The sequence below is a fragment of the Pseudoalteromonas citrea genome (assembly GCF_000238375.3).
Classification (GTDB): Bacteria; Pseudomonadota; Gammaproteobacteria; order Enterobacterales; family Alteromonadaceae; genus Pseudoalteromonas; species Pseudoalteromonas citrea.
Window position 1 is genome coordinate 567,613 of record NZ_AHBZ03000027.1, and the last position, 19,029, is coordinate 586,641.

The 19,029-nt window shown below is 40.3% G+C and carries 19 protein-coding genes; 14 read left to right on the forward strand and 5 right to left on the reverse strand.

Features of this window, described 5'->3' with window-relative positions:
• Positions 1-177: 177 nt before the first annotated feature.
• Together PCIT_RS20545 and PCIT_RS20550 are read right to left on the reverse strand one after the other, a co-directional pair.
• Positions 178-3,243: an efflux RND transporter permease subunit gene (locus PCIT_RS20545; RefSeq protein ID WP_010361886.1), complete on the reverse strand. Its 3,066-nt coding sequence runs from the start codon at positions 3,241-3,243 to the stop codon at positions 178-180.
• A 2-nt stretch (positions 3,244-3,245) separates the two neighbouring features.
• Complete coding sequence (locus PCIT_RS20550; RefSeq protein ID WP_010361887.1) at positions 3,246-4,325, reverse strand: efflux RND transporter periplasmic adaptor subunit; 1,080 nt, start codon at positions 4,323-4,325, stop codon at positions 3,246-3,248.
• A gap of 108 nt (positions 4,326-4,433) precedes the next feature.
• Here PCIT_RS20550 and PCIT_RS20555 point away from each other — a divergent pair, with 108 nt between their 5' ends.
• From PCIT_RS20555 to PCIT_RS20620, 14 genes are all read left to right on the forward strand, one after another.
• Complete coding sequence (locus PCIT_RS20555) at positions 4,434-5,270, forward strand: LysR family transcriptional regulator (RefSeq protein ID WP_192992832.1); 837 nt, start codon at positions 4,434-4,436, stop codon at positions 5,268-5,270.
• On the forward strand, positions 5,254-5,559 hold the full coding sequence (locus PCIT_RS20560; protein ID WP_010361889.1) for an MGMT family protein: 306 nt from the start codon (positions 5,254-5,256) through the stop codon (positions 5,557-5,559). Before PCIT_RS20555 ends, PCIT_RS20560 begins: the two co-directional genes overlap by 17 nt.
• Positions 5,560-5,638: 79 nt before the next feature.
• Entirely contained in the window at positions 5,639-6,214 is a 576-nt protein-coding gene (locus PCIT_RS20565) for an LON peptidase substrate-binding domain-containing protein (protein WP_040696359.1), read from the forward strand.
• A 58-nt stretch (positions 6,215-6,272) separates the two neighbouring features.
• Positions 6,273-6,896, forward strand: a complete 624-nt coding sequence (locus PCIT_RS20570) for a sigma-70 family RNA polymerase sigma factor (RefSeq protein WP_010361891.1) — start codon at positions 6,273-6,275, stop codon at positions 6,894-6,896.
• Positions 6,889-7,539, forward strand: a complete 651-nt coding sequence (locus PCIT_RS20575; protein WP_010361892.1) for a ChrR family anti-sigma-E factor — start codon at positions 6,889-6,891, stop codon at positions 7,537-7,539. The genes PCIT_RS20570 and PCIT_RS20575 overlap by 8 nt, the downstream gene beginning before the upstream one ends.
• 10 nt (positions 7,540-7,549) lie before the next feature.
• Positions 7,550-8,509 (forward strand): YbgA family protein, encoded by a 960-nt coding sequence (locus PCIT_RS20580; RefSeq protein WP_010361893.1) that lies wholly within the window; start codon positions 7,550-7,552, stop codon positions 8,507-8,509.
• On the forward strand, positions 8,509-9,897 hold the full coding sequence (gene phrB / locus PCIT_RS20585) for a deoxyribodipyrimidine photo-lyase (protein WP_010361895.1): 1,389 nt from the start codon (positions 8,509-8,511) through the stop codon (positions 9,895-9,897). The genes PCIT_RS20580 and phrB overlap by 1 nt, the downstream gene beginning before the upstream one ends.
• A gap of 1 nt (position 9,898) precedes the next feature.
• The gene (locus PCIT_RS20590) at positions 9,899-10,324 is read left to right on the forward strand and encodes a nuclear transport factor 2 family protein (protein WP_010361896.1); all 426 of its coding nucleotides are present in this window, start codon (positions 9,899-9,901) and stop codon (positions 10,322-10,324) included.
• The gene (locus PCIT_RS20595) at positions 10,324-11,034 is read left to right on the forward strand and encodes an SDR family NAD(P)-dependent oxidoreductase (RefSeq protein ID WP_010361897.1); all 711 of its coding nucleotides are present in this window, start codon (positions 10,324-10,326) and stop codon (positions 11,032-11,034) included. Before PCIT_RS20590 ends, PCIT_RS20595 begins: the two co-directional genes overlap by 1 nt.
• Complete coding sequence (locus PCIT_RS20600; protein WP_010361898.1) at positions 11,031-12,284, forward strand: NAD(P)/FAD-dependent oxidoreductase; 1,254 nt, start codon at positions 11,031-11,033, stop codon at positions 12,282-12,284. Before PCIT_RS20595 ends, PCIT_RS20600 begins: the two co-directional genes overlap by 4 nt.
• Positions 12,285-12,291: 7 nt before the next feature.
• Positions 12,292-13,011: a DUF1365 domain-containing protein gene (locus tag PCIT_RS20605; protein ID WP_040696374.1), complete on the forward strand. Its 720-nt coding sequence runs from the start codon at positions 12,292-12,294 to the stop codon at positions 13,009-13,011.
• A 4-nt stretch (positions 13,012-13,015) separates the two neighbouring features.
• Positions 13,016-14,278 (forward strand): SAM-dependent methyltransferase, encoded by a 1,263-nt coding sequence (locus PCIT_RS20610; RefSeq protein ID WP_010361900.1) that lies wholly within the window; start codon positions 13,016-13,018, stop codon positions 14,276-14,278.
• Entirely contained in the window at positions 14,241-14,759 is a 519-nt protein-coding gene (locus tag PCIT_RS20615) for a DUF2878 domain-containing protein (RefSeq protein WP_010361901.1), read from the forward strand. The genes PCIT_RS20610 and PCIT_RS20615 overlap by 38 nt, the downstream gene beginning before the upstream one ends.
• A 201-nt stretch (positions 14,760-14,960) precedes the next feature.
• Entirely contained in the window at positions 14,961-15,236 is a 276-nt protein-coding gene (locus tag PCIT_RS20620; RefSeq protein ID WP_010361902.1) for an HU family DNA-binding protein, read from the forward strand.
• A 63-nt stretch (positions 15,237-15,299) separates the two neighbouring features.
• On the opposite strand, the gene ilvN is transcribed toward PCIT_RS20620, so the two are convergent.
• From ilvN to PCIT_RS20635, 3 genes are all read right to left on the reverse strand, one after another.
• Positions 15,300-15,797: an acetolactate synthase small subunit gene (gene ilvN / locus PCIT_RS20625; protein WP_010361903.1), complete on the reverse strand. Its 498-nt coding sequence runs from the start codon at positions 15,795-15,797 to the stop codon at positions 15,300-15,302.
• On the reverse strand, positions 15,797-17,521 hold the full coding sequence (locus PCIT_RS20630) for an acetolactate synthase 3 large subunit (RefSeq protein WP_010361904.1): 1,725 nt from the start codon (positions 17,519-17,521) through the stop codon (positions 15,797-15,799). The genes ilvN and PCIT_RS20630 overlap by 1 nt, the downstream gene beginning before the upstream one ends.
• A gap of 477 nt (positions 17,522-17,998) precedes the next feature.
• Positions 17,999-19,006 carry an isocitrate dehydrogenase gene (locus PCIT_RS20635; RefSeq protein ID WP_010361905.1) on the reverse strand — a complete coding sequence of 336 codons (1,008 nt, stop codon included), beginning with the start codon at positions 19,004-19,006 and terminating at the stop codon, positions 17,999-18,001.
• Positions 19,007-19,029 lie beyond the last annotated feature (23 nt).

Sequence of the window (19,029 nt, forward strand, 5' to 3'; positions counted from 1 at the left end):
GCCAGAAAGAGATTTTCTGGCTTTATTATATGCCTATATTGATGAGGGACCAGTGAAATGAGATACAAAAGTGAGGTGATGCTCAAGTTTTAATAGGATGCAATCACTATTTCTTTGTAATGTTCTTCCAAGCCAGTGATGACTTGAAAGAACATTAAATATAGGTTGGTATTAGATCTAAATCTTTTCTGCTGTAGGTCTGATCCCAAACAATAGGCAGTACATAACGGGTATGACAATAAGGGTAAGTATTGTCGCAAACCCTAAACCAAACATAATCGTGACTGCCATAGATTTAAAAAACACATCAAAGAGCAGAGGGATCATTCCTAGAATCGTTGTAATCGCAGCCATAGAAACAGGCCTTACCCTGCTTACACCAGAATCAAATACGGCGGTATATGGGCTTTTCCCACCTTTTAATTCAAGGTTGATTTGGTCGACTAACACTATTCCATTTTTTATTAACATGCCTGATAAGCTAAGTAAGCCAAGCAATGCCATAAAGCTAAATGGCGCATTTAGTGATACAAGGCCTGCTGTCACACCAATAATCGCAAGTGGTACAGTGGACCATATGACCAATGGTTGTTTAATTGAGTTAAATAGCATGACGGTTATCATAAACATAGCAAGGTAACCTAGTGGGAGTGACCCAAAAATGGCTGTTTTAGCTTTGGAAGATGATTCATATTCACCACCCCAGTTCATTTCATACCCATTCGGCAGTGATATATTTTCTACACCTTGTTTAACCCGTGCAAATAGTTTGGCTGGGGTTTCATCACCAATTACATCATGATCTGCCATGACAGTAATAGTTCGTTTACGATCTCGGCGCATGATCAATGGATCTTCCCACAGCACTTTAAATTCATCTACAATCTGTGTCACAGGTACATATATGTTTAATACTGGGCTAAAAATTTGTAGATCACTCAGGTTTTCAACATTTTTACGCTCTTCTTCAGGTGAGCGAGCAACGATGGGCAATAGTTGTGTACCATCGCGATATAAGCCGACTTTATTGCCTGAAATACTGGTTAGCAATAGCTGATCAAGATCTGATTTACTAATACCTAAGCGACGTGCTTTTTGTTCATTAAACTCCGGACGTATAACCTTGGTACGTTGTCGCCAATCGTCGCGAATGTTAAATGCTTTAGAATCGTTAGCAAATATGGCTTGCGCTTTCGCTGATAACTGCCTGAGTATGACAGGATCTGGGCCAGAGAAACGAGCTTCTATTTTTGCATTTGTAGAGGGGCCAATTTCCATTCGTTTTATTTTAAGCGTGCCAGATAGTATATTGTTTTGCTCAAATTCTCTGAGTTTGGAAATCATATTAGAGACTGCTTCACGATCTTTAACTCTGACTATCAATTGACCGTAAGCATCATATTGCTTTTCAGGTGAATACGTAAGCATAAACCTAGGCGCACCTTGTCCTATCGTAGAGGTTACTTCAAGAACAAGGTCATTTGTGTGCAAAAAAGCTTCAACCTTTGCCAAGTTATCAGCAGTACTTCTAATATCAGCTCCTTGGTAATGCCAGTAATCTACGTAAAACATTGGTGTATTTGAAGCTGGGAAAAATGATTGTTTGACTGACTTGAAGCCGATCACTGAGGCTGCTAACAGCACAACCATAAAAACAAGCGTTGATATTCTAAACTTCAGTGCAGTTGAAAGAAGCGCTTTGTAACAATTAAAAATGATACCTTGATATGGGTCATCATTGGAATTGGATTGACCTTGTGGCGCTTCTTTAAAGAGTAAGTTAGCAAAGAAAGGAGTCAAAGTAATGGCTGTTATCCAACTGAGTAGCAGTGAGATAAGAAGAACCCAAAATAAAGATCCTGCAAACTCTCCACTGGCATCACTACTTAAACCAATAGGTGCAAATGCGGTAATACCGATAATGGTTGCGCCTAACAGTGGCCATTTAGTTTGTTCTACGATGTTAATTGCAGCACGTACTTTTGTTTGACCGCGTTTTAAATTGATCAGTATACCTTCAGTCACGACTATCGCATTATCCACGAGCATGCCTAATGCGATGATTAATGCTCCTAATGAAATCCGTTGTAGGTCAATAGCAAACAACTTCATAAAAATAAAGGTACCTAGCACAGTAAGTAGTAACACAGCACCGATAAGCAAGCCACTTTTGACGCCCATGAAGAGTAATAAAACCAGTATGACTATCGCAATAGCTTCCATAAGGCTAACAATAAAGCCATCTACGGAGTGCTTAACTTCATTTGGTTGATGGTAAACGGAGTTTACTTCGATACCATGTGGCCGCTGGTAGTCTAAACTTTCTAAATGTTGCTCCATCGCAAGACCAACATCGACGACATTTACACCAGAGCTAAACGACACGCCAATAAGTAATGCACGCTGCTGGTTGAAGCGGGTTATGTGTTTTGGAACTTCTGCATATTCACGGCTGACTGTTGCCACATCTCCCAAATAAATTAACTCTTTAGCGCCAGGTTTTGAAATTAAAAGGTGCTCTAGTTCTTTTACATTTTGAAATTCACCTGTTGGATGAAGCCTAATTGACTCGTCACCGACGCGTATCTTACCTGCATTAGAAACGCTATTTTGTGCTTGTAGTAACGAGAATATTCTGGACGGTGCTATGCCTAACTGAGAGAGTTTTTGAGTTGCAATTTCTACGACCACTTGTGCTTGTTGCTCACCTGCAACGGTAACTTTGCTGACTCCATCTACTAGCACCAGCTCTCGCTTTAGATAATCAACGTAATCTTTTAATTCGTCGTATGAGTAGCCGTCACCTGTGACTGCATACATAACACCGTAGACATCTGCAAAATCGTCAATGACTTTTGGAGGATATACGCCAGGAGGTAAATTACTCTGTAAGTCATTCACCTTTCTTCTCAATTCATCCCATATTTGTTTAAGATCGTCTTTTCGATACGTGCTTTTCATTTCCACTGAGATTTGAGACTTTCCAGCGGAAGATATTGAGGTGACATAGTCAACATAAGGCAATTGCTGAATTGCATTTTCAATGGGAAAGGTCACTTCCTCTTCTACTTGCCGCGGAGAGGCGCCGGGGTATAGCGTGACTACCATAGCTTTTTTTAAAGTGAATTCAGGATCTTCTAGTTGGCCAAGTCCGAAGTATGAAACGGTTCCAGCTAAAAGGAGAAGTAAAGCAAACATCCAGCTAATTACCGAATTTTCAATCGACCATTTTGCGAGACTCATCGTTATAGCCCTCGCTCTTTAGCCCATGGGCGGACTTGTAATCCCTCTTTTAGGTGATGTACGCCTGCACCAACGACAATATCATCAGGTGTTAATCCTGACAGTATTTCAATACCTTGATCATACATATCGCCAACAATAACGGACTGTTTGGATATAGTATTGGTGTGTTCATCAAATAACCATACAAAAGAACTGCCTTCAATAGGCTGCGTTTGCTCTGAAAATACAGCTTCAACCGGAATAAATAGTTTTCTTGCGGGCAGTTTCGTGATTTTACTGTGGTCTATATAAACGTGACCAGTCATGCCTGCTAATAAATTAAAATCAGTGGGGATCGGCAGGGTAAACACGACTTTGTAGCTCAGCGTTGATGGGTCGGCTTGGGTATCCCACTCTTTAATCGTTAGACGGTAGGACTTTGATGGAAACCCATCAAAGACAACGTTCGGATGATAATCTAGGTCTTTGTCTACACGTGCAACCAGTTTTTCAGGGACTTGTATAATAACGTCCATCATGTCACGAGTTTCCAAGCGTAAAATATTCTGTTTAGCGACCACGTTCTCATAGTTTTTTACAAACACTTTAGCAACGGTGCCGCTAAATGGAGCTTTGAGTTCTGAATTATCTAAATTGGTCTTGGCAATTTTAAAAGCCGATTCAGCAACTTGTTTGTTAGCAAGCGCTTGATCATATTCAGACTTAGAGGTAATTGATTTATCATATAAAGACTTCACTCGGTTTAATTGTGATACCGCGAGGTCATATTGGGCACTGCGTTGTTCATACTGCAATTGTAAATCTTCAGGGTCTAGCTTTGCTAGTAGTTGGCCTTTTTTTACTTCTTGACCTGCAAGCACTGGAAATTCAAGTAACTCACCGTTGACTCTAAATGCAAGATAGGATCCCTGGTTTGCAACCACTTCTGCAGGAAAACTTCTAACCATACTGTGTTGAGAGTCAATAACTGAAACCAACTTTACTGGGCGAATAACATCAGAGGCTTTACTTTGTTCAGGTGCATCCTGACAACCCACTAAAAGGAGTAAAGTAGAGACAATGGCGGTAAGTTTAAGCATGGTAAAACTCCATCTTTATTTGGAAGTATCAAACATTGTGGTGCACAATATAGAAAACCACGATAAAATTAAAATTATATAATATTTTAATCTATATAAATTTAATTTATGAAGATCTCAGATATCGAAATGCTGCATGTGGTCGCACACTCAAAAAGCCTCAATGATGCCGCACGCAAGTTGTATAAGACCCAGCCAGCTATTACACAATCAATGAAGAGACTGGAGGGCCAGTTAGGGTTTAAGCTATTTGATAGGCAAAATTATCGGGTCACGCTTACTGAGCAAGGTCGCAGATTTTATTCAGAATCGGTTAAATTATTAGCCGTCAGAGATGATCTTCAAATTATGGCTGATGAGTCGTATAATCAGGTCGTTGCTTCTATTTTTCAGCGTTTTACTCAAACAGAAATTGCCATCACAAGTGGCAAACGATTTGCTGCATTAGATCAAGTTAACACCGGTGTCGCAGACTTAGGTATTGGCCCTTGGTTTGATTTATTTCATGCTACGGGAGATTTAGAGTCTATTGCGATAGGAGAATTTAAATTGGGGTTAGTTGCTAAAAAGGGCCTTTTACCTCCATCGTTAACTTATGATGAACTAGCTAATTACCCTTGTTTAGCGATGTTTGAAAGTGGATTTGATTTTGATAGTGAACGCTTGGCATATGCGCGTGGCGCTAATATTATGAAATTGGATGACATAGCGTCGATTAAATCATTTTTATTATCTGGTGTCGGGTTTGCAATGATCAGTTTAAGCCATTGCCAAAATGAAATTGATGCGGGGATCTTGGAACAAATCCATGTTACTGACAGACAAGACTCATTTACTGCAGGTATTCATGTGTTTAGACAGCATTGTAAGCACCACGGTCCAGTTGCAAGGTCGATATGGTCAGAGTTTCAAGCATTAGGAGAGGCTTATGCAAGACGAACATAAACAGCGTTTGTTTACTTTAATTGGCGGGATCCCAGCAGGAAAAGTAGCGGCATATGGCCAGTTGGCAGATTTAGCTGGGTTGCCACGACAGGCCAGAGCTGTAGGTCGTTTGTTAAAAGAGTTGCCAAAGTCGAGCACACTTCCTTGGTACAGAGTTGTAAATAGCCAAGGAAAAATTTCATTCCCTTATGGATCGCAAAAGTATACGGAGCAAAAAACACGATTACAGATGGAAGGGGTCATTTTTATCAAAGACAAAATTAACATGCGGGTTTATCAATGGGCTTGAATATTAGTTAACACTAGAATGATCGAGTTTACAGATTAAGACGTAATGCACTATATATTTCTAAAACTACTGCATATCTATGAACCGAGCAATATTTCCGTTACCCGTTTTTCTTCTTCCGCAAGGGTACACTCGCTTACGGATATTTGAAGATAGATATATGAAAATGGTGAAAAATGCATTGGTGCAGGAAATGGGGTTTGTACTGTGTACTGTTTCAGGACTTGTTGAAGACGAAGCGCTAGAAGAAGGCGTGTATGTTGAAATTGTTGATTTTTCACAAGACGATGCGGGCCAATTGTTGATAGATGTTTACGCCCTTAATAGAGTTAAAATCGAAAATGTATATCTAGATGAAACTGGGCTCAGACATGGCACTATCACGTCTATACCAAGTCCTCTTTGGGTAGCCAAAGGTCAAACAGTATCGGCGCTCGATCTTGAATTGTCAGCCATGCTCAAAAGTATTTTCAAAAGGCACCCACACATAGACTCTCTTTATCAAAAAAAGTCTTTTAATACACCGATGTGGGTTGCGTCCAGATGGTTAGAGTTACTGCCGATGGAAACAAGTCAAAAAGTTAAAATTAAATCTGTGAGCAACTTTGATCAAGTCACAAACTTCCTTCATACTATTTTAATTGAAGCAGAGTGATCGGTTTGATGCGGTTGTACGTAATGTACTGTTATAGAGGTTAAACGGGAAAGATATTATGGTTAGCCAAACACCGACTTCAGCTGCACCGCTAAAGTCTGGATATAATAAAAGTATGGAAGAAACGCCAACACAAGCTCTTTCAGAAGCGCTGGTAGAAGTTGCTGAACAAAGAGATAGAAATGCATTTTCAGTACTGTTTAAATATTTTGCTCCAAAGATAAAACGCTTTGGGATAAAACAATACGGATCGGAAGCGATGGCGATGGAACTGGTGCAAGACACTATGACATCGGTATGGCGAAAGGCACACCTTTACAACAAAGATAAAGGCGCAGCAACCACTTGGGTGTATACCGTAATGAGAAATGCATCATTCGATGCGTTGAGAAAAATAAAAAGTAAAAAAGAAGATCACATTAGTGAAGATATTTGGCCCACATTGCAAGAAAGTTACACAAGCGATGATGGCTTTAATGATCATCTTCAAGATAAGCAGATTCAAAAATACATAAGTTGTTTACCCATAGCGCAACAAGAAGTTGTGAAAGGCGTATATTTTCAGGAAATGTCACAAGAGCAGCTAGCAGAACAGCTGAATATACCCGTGGGTACCGTCAAATCGCGTTTGCGCTTGGCACTTCAGAAATTAAGAGCAGAAATGGGAGACAGCCATGATTAAACATCACCCGACTCTAGAGATGTTAGAACAGTTTTCACAGGGGGCGTTGCCCGCTTCACTGAGTGTTGCGATATCTGCACACGTTGAGATGTGCCCGTGTTGTGCAAAAAAAGTAGCAGCATACGAGCTCGAGAACAGTAATATGGTGTTCGATGATGGCTTCACTGGCGAGCTGGATATGGATTTTGATCAAATGATGTCGAGCATTACAGCTGATAGTTCAGCGGATGTTGCAAAGGCATATGAGCCTGAGGTGATTGAGTACCATAATGCTAAAGCGATTGTGCCAAGAGCGATTGCTAGTGTTACACGTTCAAACTTTTCTCATGTAGGAAAGCTCTCTAGGGCTCGTTTGGAGTTAGACGATGGAGATGCAAGAGCGAGTTTGTTGCAAATCGCACCTGGGGGAGAAATTCCAAACCATACGCATACTGGCTTCGAATTAACTTTGTTGTTAGATGGTAGCTTCGAGGATGAATCGGGGAGTTATGTTGCAGGCGACTTTATATGGCTTGATGGGCGTCACAGCCATACACCGAAAACAAAAGATGGTTGTTTGTGCTTCACGCTAGTAAATAGCGCATTGCATTTTAATAAAGGGTTAAGCAAGCTGTTAAATCCTATTGGTAATCTAATTTACTAGGAGAGAAAGTATGCGGACATTCGAATCGCCAATACAAATCGGTATAAGCGCTTGTTTAGCCGGAGATAAGGTGCGCTTTGATACAGGGCACAAACGGTCTAACTTTTGTATGGATGAGCTTGGAAATTATGTGGAATACAAACGGTTTTGCCCAGAAGTTGCGGTTGGAATGTCGATACCTAGGGCAACTATCAGGCAAGTAAGAGTCGGCGATACCATCAAAGTATGTCGCCCAGATGGGTCTGGAGACGTTGGTGAGAAACTGACCCAGTATGGTGAGAAGGTAGCGTACGAACAGGCCAAAGATTTATCTGGTTTTGTGTTTTGTGCGAAAAGTCCTAGCTGTGGCATGGAACGTGTGAAAGTTTATAATGAGGCTGGGACGGGCAATTCGTCAGAAGGCGTTGGCTTTTTTGCTGCGCAAATAATGAAACACAACCCTAATTTGCCCTGCGAAGAAAACGGGCGATTAAGTGATATTCATTTGCGAGAAAATTTTGTAATGCGTGTATATGTCTATAAGCATTGGCAAGAACTCAACCTAGACTGCGTCGGTGTTCATGATTTAACGCAATTTCACGCGCAGCATAAATATTTATTGATGAGCCATAACTACGAGTCTTACAAGGCGCTTGGGAGATTACTGGGTAATGTGGCAGGACGAGATATTGCTGAAGTCAAAGAAGAATACATTGCAGGTTTGATGCAGGGGCTATCGCGTCCGGCATCAAGAAAAAATCAAGCCAATACATTAAGTCATCTACAAGGCTATTTTAAGAATTCGTTGTCGAAAGTAGAGAAAGAAGAGTTGTGCCAAGCAATTGAGCAGTACCGTGGTGGAATTGTACCTTTATATGTTCCGTTGACACTGATAAAACACCACCTAACCGTTCATAAAAATGACTATTTAGAGCAGCAGATATACTTTCGGCCTTATCCAGACGAATTGAAGTTGAGGTTCGGCATCTAATGAAAAGTATATTTTGGTTTCGGCGAGACCTTCGTTATTTTGGTAACGAAGCACTGATTGAAGCAACAAAAAACGGCGCCAATATGGCGCTGTTTTTTGTGTGTGAAAAACAATGGCGGGTGGAGCATGGTGTTGCGCCTATACAAATAGATTTGATCAAAAGGAGAATCGATTACTTAGGGCAGAAACTCGCGCAGGTTGGAATTGAGTTACGTATAATTTCGGTAGACATGTATGCCGACATTCCTGCAAAACTAGACGCGTTTTGTAAGTCTTACCAAGTAGATTATGTGTATGCCAATACAGAATATGAAATTAATGAAGTTGCACGCGATACAGCCTGTATGTCGCTTGGTGTAAAGCTTCGGTTGTTTGATGGTGATGTAATTGCAAAACCTGGCTCTGTATTGACTAAAAGTCAGGAGATGTTTAAAGTTTTTACGCCTTTTAAAAAGGCATGGCTAAAACTATTTGAACAAACACAGTTTATAGTTCCCAGTTGGCCATTAGATCAACAAGGAAAATTGACGACAGTATGGTGCAAACCCGACAGTTTGATTGGAGATGATTCTTCTTGTAAGTGGCCAGTTGACGATGAAAGTCTGGCGAGAATTGCCAGTCGGTTTGTCATTGAAAAATGTGCTAAGTATCATGCCGAGCGAGATATCCCAGGTATTAAAGGGACATCAGGTCTTAGCCCGTATTTAGCAATTGGTGCTATATCGGTAAAACAATTGATAGCAGAAGTACAGTGCCACTTCCCTGATATTTTGCAAACCCCAAGCAAAGACGAGTTTACATGGATCAATGAACTAATATGGCGTGAATTTTACCGACATCTTATCGTGGCGTACCCTAACCTATGTAAATATCGTAACTTTAATAGTAAGTATGATACGGTTGTTTGGAATGATAATGAGGAATTATTCAGCGCTTGGTGCCGAGGTGATACCGGTTACCCTATCGTTGATGCTGCAATGCGGCAACTTAATCAAACCGGCTGGATGCATAATCGACTACGAATGATTGTAGCAAGTTTTTTGACAAAACACCTGTTGATCGACTGGCGAAAAGGCGAGCGTTATTTTATGGAGAAATTGATCGACGGAGATTTTGCGAGCAATAGTGGGGGGTGGCAATGGGCGGCTAGCACTGGATGTGATGCGCAACCTTACTTCAGAATTTTCAATCCAGTGACTCAAAGCAAAAAGTTTGATCCCGAAGGTAACTTCATTCGTACATATGTACCGGAACTCGCTGATATACCGAGCAAATATATTCATTTTCCACACGATTATATAGCGTCTTTTTCATCGAGTAATTACTCACCAGCGATTGTTGAGCACAAAGAAGCAAGACAACGCGCATTGGATGCATTTAAGGTTTAACATGGAGCCTATTTTAGAGAAATTCATCGGTATGTATGACGTATTAAGAGCAGATAATGTATCTGTACTTGATGACGTTTATCACCCTGAAATTACGTTTGTTGATCCGCTTCATTCTGTAAAAGGACTTGAAGCGTTAACCAGTTACTTTACGCATTTGTATGCGAACGTAAAGTCCATAGATTTCGATATATCAGCGTGCTTTACTGATGGAGACAACGGATTTGTGTACTGGCGAATGAGATATGTTCACCCAAGGCTAAATTCGGGTAAAGATGTGACTGTAGAGGGCCATAGTAAGTTAATATTTTCTGAAGGCAAAGTGATTCATCACCGAGATTATTTTGATGTTGGAGAACTATTATACAGACAAATTCCAGTTCTTGGTTCATTGATAAAGGTAGTGGATAAAAGGGCGGCTGGATAATGAAAAACATATTAATTACAGGTGCAACTTCAGGAATTGGTGAAGGATTAGTAAATACATATTGTAGTGATGCGTTGGTTTTTGCGTGTGGAAGGAATGCAGCAGCGTTGGCGAACTATGAGAACACTGCGAATGTCACGCCTTTACAGTTTGACGTGACCGATATTGAAGATATCAGGTCAAAAACGCGGGATATTGAGAGTTTAGATGTTTTGATACTCAACGCAGGGAATTGCGAGTACATAGACGATGCGCTCAATTTTGATAGCGTGTTATTCGAGCGCGTAATAAAGGTAAATTTATTGTCTCTTGGGTACTGCTTGGATGTGCTACTGAATAAAGTGAAGCCTGGAGGGCAGCTCGTCATAGTGAGTTCCAGTGCTGCTTTTTTACCTTTACCTCGTGCACAGGCTTACGGAGCTTCGAAAGCTGCGGCCACTTATTTGGCTCAAACAATGGCAGTAGATTTACAAGAAATCGACGTAAGCGTAGTACATCCGGGATTTGTAAAAACACCCTTAACAGAAAAAAATGATTTTCCTATGCCTATGGCTGTTAGCGTCGAAGACGCTGCTCAGTATATAAAGAAAGGCATTGCGAAGCGCAAGAAAGACATACATTTTCCAAAACGTTTTACATTAATAATGAAACTATTCCAGGTATTGCCATTTGGCTTGTGGGGAATCGTAGCAAAAGGACTATCTAGGTGAAAAATATTGCAATAATTGGCACGGGTATATCAGGTATGACAGCAGCATACCTATTAAATAAAGATAACAAAGTAACCGTGTTTGAAAAAAACGATTATATTGGTGGGCATACTGCGACGGTTGATGTTGAAGTCGCGAACGAAAAGCATGCGATTGATACTGGTTTTATCGTTTTTAATGATCGAACTTATCCAAATTTTGAAAAGTTACTTGGCGAAATTGGTGTGTCTAGGCAGCCTACACAAATGAGCTTTAGTGTTCATAATTCGCAGACACAATTTGAATACAACGGACATACTTTAGCGTCGTTATTTGCACAACGGCGTAATATAGTTAGGCCAAAATTTTGGCGGCTTTTGTACGACATAGTTCGATTTAACAAAGTATGTAAAGCTATCTATGCTCAGGAGGCATATGGCGACTTGTCAACTCTTGGAGAGTTGCTCGATGAGCATAAATTTAATGAGTTTTTTAAAACACATTATATATTGCCGATGGGCGCCGCTATTTGGTCAACGAGTATCCAGGAAATGGAGGCTTTTGAAGTCGAGTTTTTTGTGAAGTTCTTTTTCAATCATGGGTTATTGGATATAGCAAATCGACCACAATGGTATGTTATTCCTGGTGGCTCTCGTACATATATTGATCCCTTAGTTCAGTCCTTTAAAGACAATATTCACCTAAACGCTAATATTGATAAAGTTCAGCGTAATGAGCAAGGTGTCGTGGTGGTTATGACTGATGGAGCGGAGTATGAATTCGATAAAGTAGTTTTTGCATGTCATTCAGATCAGGCTTTATCTTTATTAGAAAACCCCTCCGAAGATGAGCGAAAAGTACTTGGTAGTATCCCCTATACAGAAAACTCTGTGGTGTTACATACTGATAAGAAAATGCTACCAAAACGAAAGGCTGCATGGGCAAGTTGGAATTACTTTTTAGACGGTGCTGTGGATAATGCGGCAGTAGTGACCTATCAGATGAACATATTGCAAGGTATAAAAAGTGATATCCCATTTTGTGTCACGTTGAATTATGACAAAGGAATTGATGAGAGTAAGGTATTACGAAAGTTCAAATATCATCATCCAGTATTTAATCAAACCAGTATAGCGGCTCAGAAACAGAAACCATTGATTGATGGCAAACATAACACCTATTTTTGTGGGGCATACTGGTTTAACGGTTTTCATGAAGATGGAGTGAAAAGTGCGGTAGATGTTGCAAAGCAGTTTGGGGTTGAGTTCTAAGATGCAAATGAATAGTGCGCTTTACCTAGGTGATATTAGGCATCGCCGCTCATCACCAAAAAAGCATACATTTAAATATCCTATGTACATGGCATGGATAGATTTAGATGAGGTTGATCGGTTGGACTCAATTCATCCATGGCTGGGTACGAAAGGGTTTAAAGCACTAAAGTTTAATCAGGCTGACTACTTAAAATCAGAACAGGGCGCATTAAAAGACAGGGCGTTAAATATCACCGAAAAACTGGGACAACCTGCAGAATCTGAACATGTCATGATGCTTTGCCAAGTTCGGTGCTTTGGAATTTATTTTAGCCCTGTTAATTTCTATTTTTTTAGTGATACAGACGGTAATTATACTCATATGGTAGCTGAAGTGAGCAACACGCCGTGGAATGAATGCCATTGTTATCTTGTCAATTTAAATAAAAAAGTGAACTTTAAGAAAGTATTTCACGTATCACCTTTTATGGATTTGGACATGGATTATCATTGGACAGTTCGAAATCCAGATAAGCATACATTAATACATATTGAAAATAAAAAAGATGATATGTTAATTTTTGATGCGACACTACGGCTTAAACGACATGCTTTAACAGCAGCGAATGTTACTAAAGTAATTAGACGCTTTCCAGCTATGACAGTTTCAATCTGTAAAGGAATTTACTGGCAGGCATTAAAACTATTTTTGAAAAGAGTGCCGTTTATTGGGCACCCAGGATAAGAACATGGAAAATACATCAGATTTAAAAGTTCGCAATGCGACATCGTGGTTCACGGGATTATACAAAAAACTGGTCTTTGCAGCCTTTAATACTATAGAAACTGGTTACATTACTTTCAAAGATGGATCAGACACTCATGAATTTGGCAGTCGAAACAGCAATCTTAGATGCTCTGTAACTGTCGTTGATGATAAAATGTTTAAAGCTTTTGCTTTGGGAGGCAGTGTTGGTGCAGGCGAAGCCTATGTGGATGGGTTTTGGAAATGCGACAATTTGACCGCATTAATAGAAATCTTTGCTGTAAATCAGAAGCAACTTGACAGTTTTGAAAAGAAATTTTCTTTAATAAGCGGCTTGGCAAATAAATTAGGGCATCTTAAAAATCGCAACTCTAAAACAGGGTCGAAAAAGAATATAGCAGCGCATTATGACCTGGGCAATGACTTGTACTCAGCTTTTTTGAGTAGTGAGATGATGTATTCAAGCGCTGTTTACCCAAATAGCGATGCCACCCTTGAGCAGGCGCAGGAAAACAAGCTAGCAGTAATATGCCAGAAGCTAGATTTAGGGTCTACCGATACGGTTATAGAGATTGGAACGGGTTGGGGCGCGTTTGCTGTTTATGCGGCTAAGACATATGGTTGTCATGTTACGACAACCACCATCTCTGAAGAACAACATGATTACGTAGCGGGGCTAATAGAACAACAGGGCCTTCAAGACAAAATAACTCTTCTGAAGCATGATTACAGAGACTTATCAGGTAAGTATGACAAGTTGGTATCGATAGAAATGATTGAGGCAGTCGGCCATAACTATTTACCTGGCTTTTTTGAAAAGTGCAACGATTTGCTTAAACCTTCAGGTGCAATGTTGATTCAAGCAATCACTATCGCGTGCCAACGATACGAGCATTACCTGAAAAATTCTGACTTTATTCAGCAGCACATTTTCCCAGGTGGTTGTTTACCTTCTATAGAACAAATGAACAAGCAAATTAAAAATGGCACTGACATGGTGGTTCATGAAATATCAGATATCGGGCTGCACTACGCTAGGACGTTATATGATTGGCGGAAAAGGTTTACAAGTGTTTGGCCAACACTCGACCACAATAAGTTTGATGAGCGGTTTAAACGTCTGTGGTTATTTTACTTGTGCTACTGTGAAGGGGCATTCAAGCAAAGGGCTACGAGTACTGTACATTTAGTCGCAAGGAAGCCAAGGTATGTCTCAAATGAATGTAAAAATACGCTTAATTATTAATTTTTTATTGTTTCAAGTTAGTTGGTTTAGTGCGCTTTTCTTCCAAGAGGGCGCGCTAATAATAATTGTCGTTGCTATTATTTGTATGGGCCTATTTGTCCAAAGTAGGCCACTCAGTTTATACATTGTAGCGTGTTTATTGCCTATTTCTCTGTTGTTCGAGTTCATTGCAATATCAGCAGGTGTTGTTAGCTATGAGGCGGCATTTATTCCGATTTGGTTAGTAGGTTTATGGGTAGCATTACTACTGACCTTTAATGATTCTTTCAAGTTTATGTTAAGTTTACAGTGGTGGAAAGTCGCGATAGCGTTTGCGGTTTTCGGTCCACTAAGCTATTCGGCTGGGGCAAGTTTTGGTGCTCTGTCGATCTCAGAGTCGATGACATATTATTGGGCCTTATTTGGGGTTATGTGGGCGGGGTACGCTATGCTAGCGAAATATATGTATCAAAGCGCAGTGATAAAATTCCAACAACCGTAAGATAAAGTATTGCTTAATTGTCAACGCCTTGGTAATTTGTAATTGCTGGCTAGATTTAACGCAAAATGTGCAATGAACGCGCGCCATTACTGAGTTTCACAGGTTTTTTCTGAAAAATCTCAAGAAATGGTTGCACATCTAGTTAAAATGCATAAACATAGCTTTTGCTCAGGCAAAATATAAATGAATAGGAATCTTATAATGAATAAAGCTCAACTAGTAGAAAAAATGGCGGCAGATGCTGAAATTTCTAAAGCAGCAGCAGCTCGTGCTCTTGAAGCGTTCACAGGTGCTGTAACAACGTCTTTAAAAGATGGTGATTCGGTTGCACTGGTTGGTTTTGGTACTTTCTCTGTTAAAGAGCGTGCTGCACGTACAGGTCGTAATCCACAGACTGGTGACGAAATACAAATTGCAGCGGCAAATATCCCAAGCTTTAAAGCGGGTAAAGGTCTAAAAGATCAAGTTAATCCATAAAACTTGATTTACATTTAAAGAAAAGGGGCTATTTAGCCCCTTTTATGTTTTCATCAATAAGGTTTAGCCTTTGAGTGCTTTATCGCCTCTACCAATACCAACTGCACCAGAACGCACTAATTCAATAATGTCTGTTTCATGGCGTAACATGTCTAAAAAGGATTCTATCTTTTCGGCATTACTGATCAGTTGTAGAGTGTAACTTTGTTTACCCATATCAATGATTGCGCCACTGTAAACATCTGCTATACGTGTTACTGATGCACGTGTTACTTCATCTTTAGCGTACACCTTAACAAGTAATAGCTCTCGTTCAATGTTTGGCATGTCGGTTAAATCTATCACTTTTAACACGTCTACCAATTTATTTACTTGTTTGGTGATCTGTTCAACAATACGGTCATCACCTTGTGTCGTGATAGTAATGCGCGAGAGTGTATTATCATCGGTTGTGCCAACAGTTAAACTATCAATATTGTAAGCGCGTTGAGAAAACAACCCGACAATGCGTGATAATGAGCCTGGTTCATTTTCTAACAAAATACTTAGAATTCTACGCATTATCCTTTTACTCCTTTCTTAAGCCACATGTCATCTATTGCTCCGAGTTTAATTTGCATGGGATACACGTGCTCTTTTTCATCAACACGGATATCTAAAAACACCAATTTGTCTGTTATTGAAAATGCTTTCTCCAGTGCAGCATCCAATTCATCAGGATGATCAACACGAATACCAACATGCCCGTAGCTTTCTGTTAGCTTTACAAAATCAGGTAAAGAGTCCATGTATGAGCTTGAATGACGACCATCATACATCATGTCTTGCCATTGCCTTACCATACCTAAAGAACGATTATTTAAGGAGACAACTTTTACAGCAAGGCCATATTGAAGGCAGGTCGATAGCTCTTGTATATTCATTTGAATAGAACCGTCACCTGTCACACACACGACATGCTTATCAGGAAAAGCAAGTTTGACCCCCATTGCAGCAGGAAGGCCGAACCCCATTGTTCCTAAACCGCCAGAGTTAATCCACTGACGCGGGTATTTAAATGGATAGTACTGAGCTGCAAACATTTGATGTTGGCCAACATCAGAACTGACGTATGCCTCACCTTGCGTAACTTGGTAGACTTTTTCAATAACGGTTTGTGGCTTGATACAATCTTTGTCTATATCGTATTGTAAGCACTTAGCAGCTCGCCATTGCGTTATCTGTTGCCACCAATCCTCTTGAGCACTGCGATCTATTCGCTTGTCATTGGTATCGAGAGCGCTTTGTAGTTGGCCTAGTACGGTTGCTAAACACCCCACGACAGGAATATGGGCCGGTATTGTTTTTGAAATGGACGTAGGGTCCACATCCACATGAATGATGGTCGCATTAGGGCAAAACTTTTTGACATTGTTCGTAACTCTATCATCGAACCTTGCACCCAAAGCGAGAATAACATCGGCATTTGCCATTGCTTTATTTGCTTCTAAACTCCCGTGCATACCCAGCATACCAATGAAATTAGGGTGAGTACCACTGATCCCACCAAGGCCCATTAAGGTATTAGTGATTGGGGCATTTAATGTTTCAACAAGTTCTGTGAGCTGCTCAGATGTATCTGAAAGAATGATCCCTCCGCCAGAGTAAATAACCAAGCGTTGGGCGTCTAAAATGGCATTGACCGCTTTTTTGATTTGTTTTGGGTGCCCCTTTACATTTGGCTGATAAGTCCGCATTTGCGTGCATGCCCCAAACTTATAATCAAACTTGGTTTGGGGGTTTAGAATGTCTTTTGGCAGTTCAACCACAACGGGACCAGGGCGTCCACTCGCGGCGAGAAAGAATGCTTTAGCCAGAATATTTGGGATTTCTCGAGGATCTCGGCAATTGAAACTATGTTTCACGATCGGCCGAGAACACCCCACAATGTCAGTTTCTTGAAATGCATCATCACCAATAAGGGATGATGGCACTTGGCCTGAAAGAACCACCATGGGGATCGAATCCATATATGCGGTAGCAATACCGGTAATACAATTTGTCGCACCAGGACCAGATGTTGCTAACACCACACCAACTTGACCAGTTGCCCGTGCGTATCCGTCAGCCATATGTGTTGCTGCTTGTTCATGGCGGACTAAAATATGCTTCACATCATCTTGCTGGAAAAGCGCATCGTATAAATCAAGTACGGATCCGCCCGGATAACCAAATATATACTCAACTTCAAGCTCTTTAAGCGCTTTTACTACCAACTCTGAGCCATTAAATTGCTCTTTATTCATCCTCATTCCTCAGTTATTGCCCGAACACTAAATTTGAGCCAAAAAAAACCCCGCAGTTGCGGGGTTAAAGCGTAAATTTATTCAACACGACCCCGCTGGACTTAAGTATAAGACCAGGACGAGGACATTTAAGTGAGAAATACGTTTCATTTTGGCGACGATTCAAATAATTTATTAACATAAGTTATTAAAAGTGTTTTTGACTAATCTGTCAACAGTATTTGTGGTGTTTTGCATAAATAACGCGTTATATTGTTTTTTATTAGGTTTTATGTGTAGTTAATGTGAGTATTTTAGGGTTTTGCACATTATTAATTCTCAGTAATTAAATTAGGAGAACTTCTTAATCTATACAAAATGGGAAGTTGTTTTAAATAATTATAGATTGTAATGGCTTAGTTAAGAGAACAACGATGGAATGTAAAATGCAAGCACAAAAAAGCCCGCATATTGCGGGCTTTTATAGGTCGGTAATAATTATAAACGGTCGATAACTGCTTGTGTGAAATCAGTTGTACCGTGATTACCACCAAGGTCACGTGTAGTACGGTCACCTGTTTTAATTACTTCAGCAACGGCGTTACGAATTCGCTCGGCGGTGTCACCCATTTGTAAATATTCTAACATCTGAATTGATGCTAAAATTACAGATGTTGGGTTAGCAAGGTTTTTACCCGCTATATCTGGGGCACTTCCGTGAACGGCTTCAAAAATTGCTGCATTTTCACCAATGTTTGCCCCCGGTGCCATACCAAGTCCACCGACTAAACCAGCACATAAATCTGATAGGATGTCACCAAATAGGTTAGTTGTAACAATAACGTCAAACTCTTCAGGCGTCATCACAAGTTTCATACAGGTTGCATCGACAATCATTTCCGCTGACTCAATGTCAGGGTAACGCTCGCCAACTTCACGTGCAACTTTTAAGAAAAGACCAGAAGTTGATTTTAAGATATTGGCTTTGTGTACAGCGGTTACTTTTTTACGGCCTTCTCTTTGTGCTAGCTCATAAGCGAAAGTTACAATTTTCTCTGCACCTTCGCGCGTGATCTTTGACATAGCTTCTGCTTCGTTACCATCTTCAGAGACTACTTGACCAAGACCTGAGTACATACCTTGTGTGTTTTCGCGTACGGTGATGATATCGATATCTTCGTAACGAGCTTTGGTACCCTCAAAAGATTTTACTGGGCGTACGTTTGCATAAAGGCCAAACTGTTTACGTAGTGTTACATTGATTGATGTAAAACCTTCGCCAACCGGCGTAGTTAATGGGCCTTTTAAAGTGATTTTATTCTTTTCAATGACTTCAAGCGTTTCTTTAGGTAGCAATTCACCTGTTTTTTCAAGAGCTGCTAGGCCTGCATCTACGAATTCATAGTCAAAGTCACAGCCTGCTGCATTTAAGATCTCAATTGCTGAGTCAATGATGCTTGGGCCGATGCCGTCGCCTTTAATTACGGTAATGGTTTGCTTAGCCATTGTAAATTTCCTTTGTCAAATAT

What these genes read in the sequence shown, in the direction of transcription:
- PCIT_RS20545 (WP_010361886.1), bottom strand. Translation starts at nt 3,243, where the DNA reads ATGAGTCTCGCAAAATGGTCGATTGAAAATTCGGTAATTAGCTGGATG.
- PCIT_RS20550 (WP_010361887.1), bottom strand. Translation starts at nt 4,325, where the DNA reads ATGCTTAAACTTACCGCCATTGTCTCTACTTTACTCCTTTTAGTGGGT.
- PCIT_RS20555 (WP_192992832.1), top strand. Translation starts at nt 4,434, where the DNA reads ATGAAGATCTCAGATATCGAAATGCTGCATGTGGTCGCACACTCAAAA.
- PCIT_RS20560 (WP_010361889.1), top strand. Translation starts at nt 5,254, where the DNA reads ATGCAAGACGAACATAAACAGCGTTTGTTTACTTTAATTGGCGGGATC.
- PCIT_RS20565 (WP_040696359.1), top strand. Translation starts at nt 5,639, where the DNA reads ATGAACCGAGCAATATTTCCGTTACCCGTTTTTCTTCTTCCGCAAGGG.
- PCIT_RS20570 (WP_010361891.1), top strand. Translation starts at nt 6,273, where the DNA reads ATGGTTAGCCAAACACCGACTTCAGCTGCACCGCTAAAGTCTGGATAT.
- PCIT_RS20575 (WP_010361892.1), top strand. Translation starts at nt 6,889, where the DNA reads ATGATTAAACATCACCCGACTCTAGAGATGTTAGAACAGTTTTCACAG.
- PCIT_RS20580 (WP_010361893.1), top strand. Translation starts at nt 7,550, where the DNA reads ATGCGGACATTCGAATCGCCAATACAAATCGGTATAAGCGCTTGTTTA.
- phrB (WP_010361895.1), top strand. Translation starts at nt 8,509, where the DNA reads ATGAAAAGTATATTTTGGTTTCGGCGAGACCTTCGTTATTTTGGTAAC.
- PCIT_RS20590 (WP_010361896.1), top strand. Translation starts at nt 9,899, where the DNA reads ATGGAGCCTATTTTAGAGAAATTCATCGGTATGTATGACGTATTAAGA.
- PCIT_RS20595 (WP_010361897.1), top strand. Translation starts at nt 10,324, where the DNA reads ATGAAAAACATATTAATTACAGGTGCAACTTCAGGAATTGGTGAAGGA.
- PCIT_RS20605 (WP_040696374.1), top strand. Translation starts at nt 12,292, where the DNA reads ATGAATAGTGCGCTTTACCTAGGTGATATTAGGCATCGCCGCTCATCA.
- PCIT_RS20610 (WP_010361900.1), top strand. Translation starts at nt 13,016, where the DNA reads ATGGAAAATACATCAGATTTAAAAGTTCGCAATGCGACATCGTGGTTC.
- PCIT_RS20615 (WP_010361901.1), top strand. Translation starts at nt 14,241, where the DNA reads ATGTCTCAAATGAATGTAAAAATACGCTTAATTATTAATTTTTTATTG.
- PCIT_RS20620 (WP_010361902.1), top strand. Translation starts at nt 14,961, where the DNA reads ATGAATAAAGCTCAACTAGTAGAAAAAATGGCGGCAGATGCTGAAATT.
- ilvN (WP_010361903.1), bottom strand. Translation starts at nt 15,797, where the DNA reads ATGCGTAGAATTCTAAGTATTTTGTTAGAAAATGAACCAGGCTCATTA.
- PCIT_RS20630 (WP_010361904.1), bottom strand. Translation starts at nt 17,521, where the DNA reads ATGAATAAAGAGCAATTTAATGGCTCAGAGTTGGTAGTAAAAGCGCTT.
- PCIT_RS20635 (WP_010361905.1), bottom strand. Translation starts at nt 19,006, where the DNA reads ATGGCTAAGCAAACCATTACCGTAATTAAAGGCGACGGCATCGGCCCA.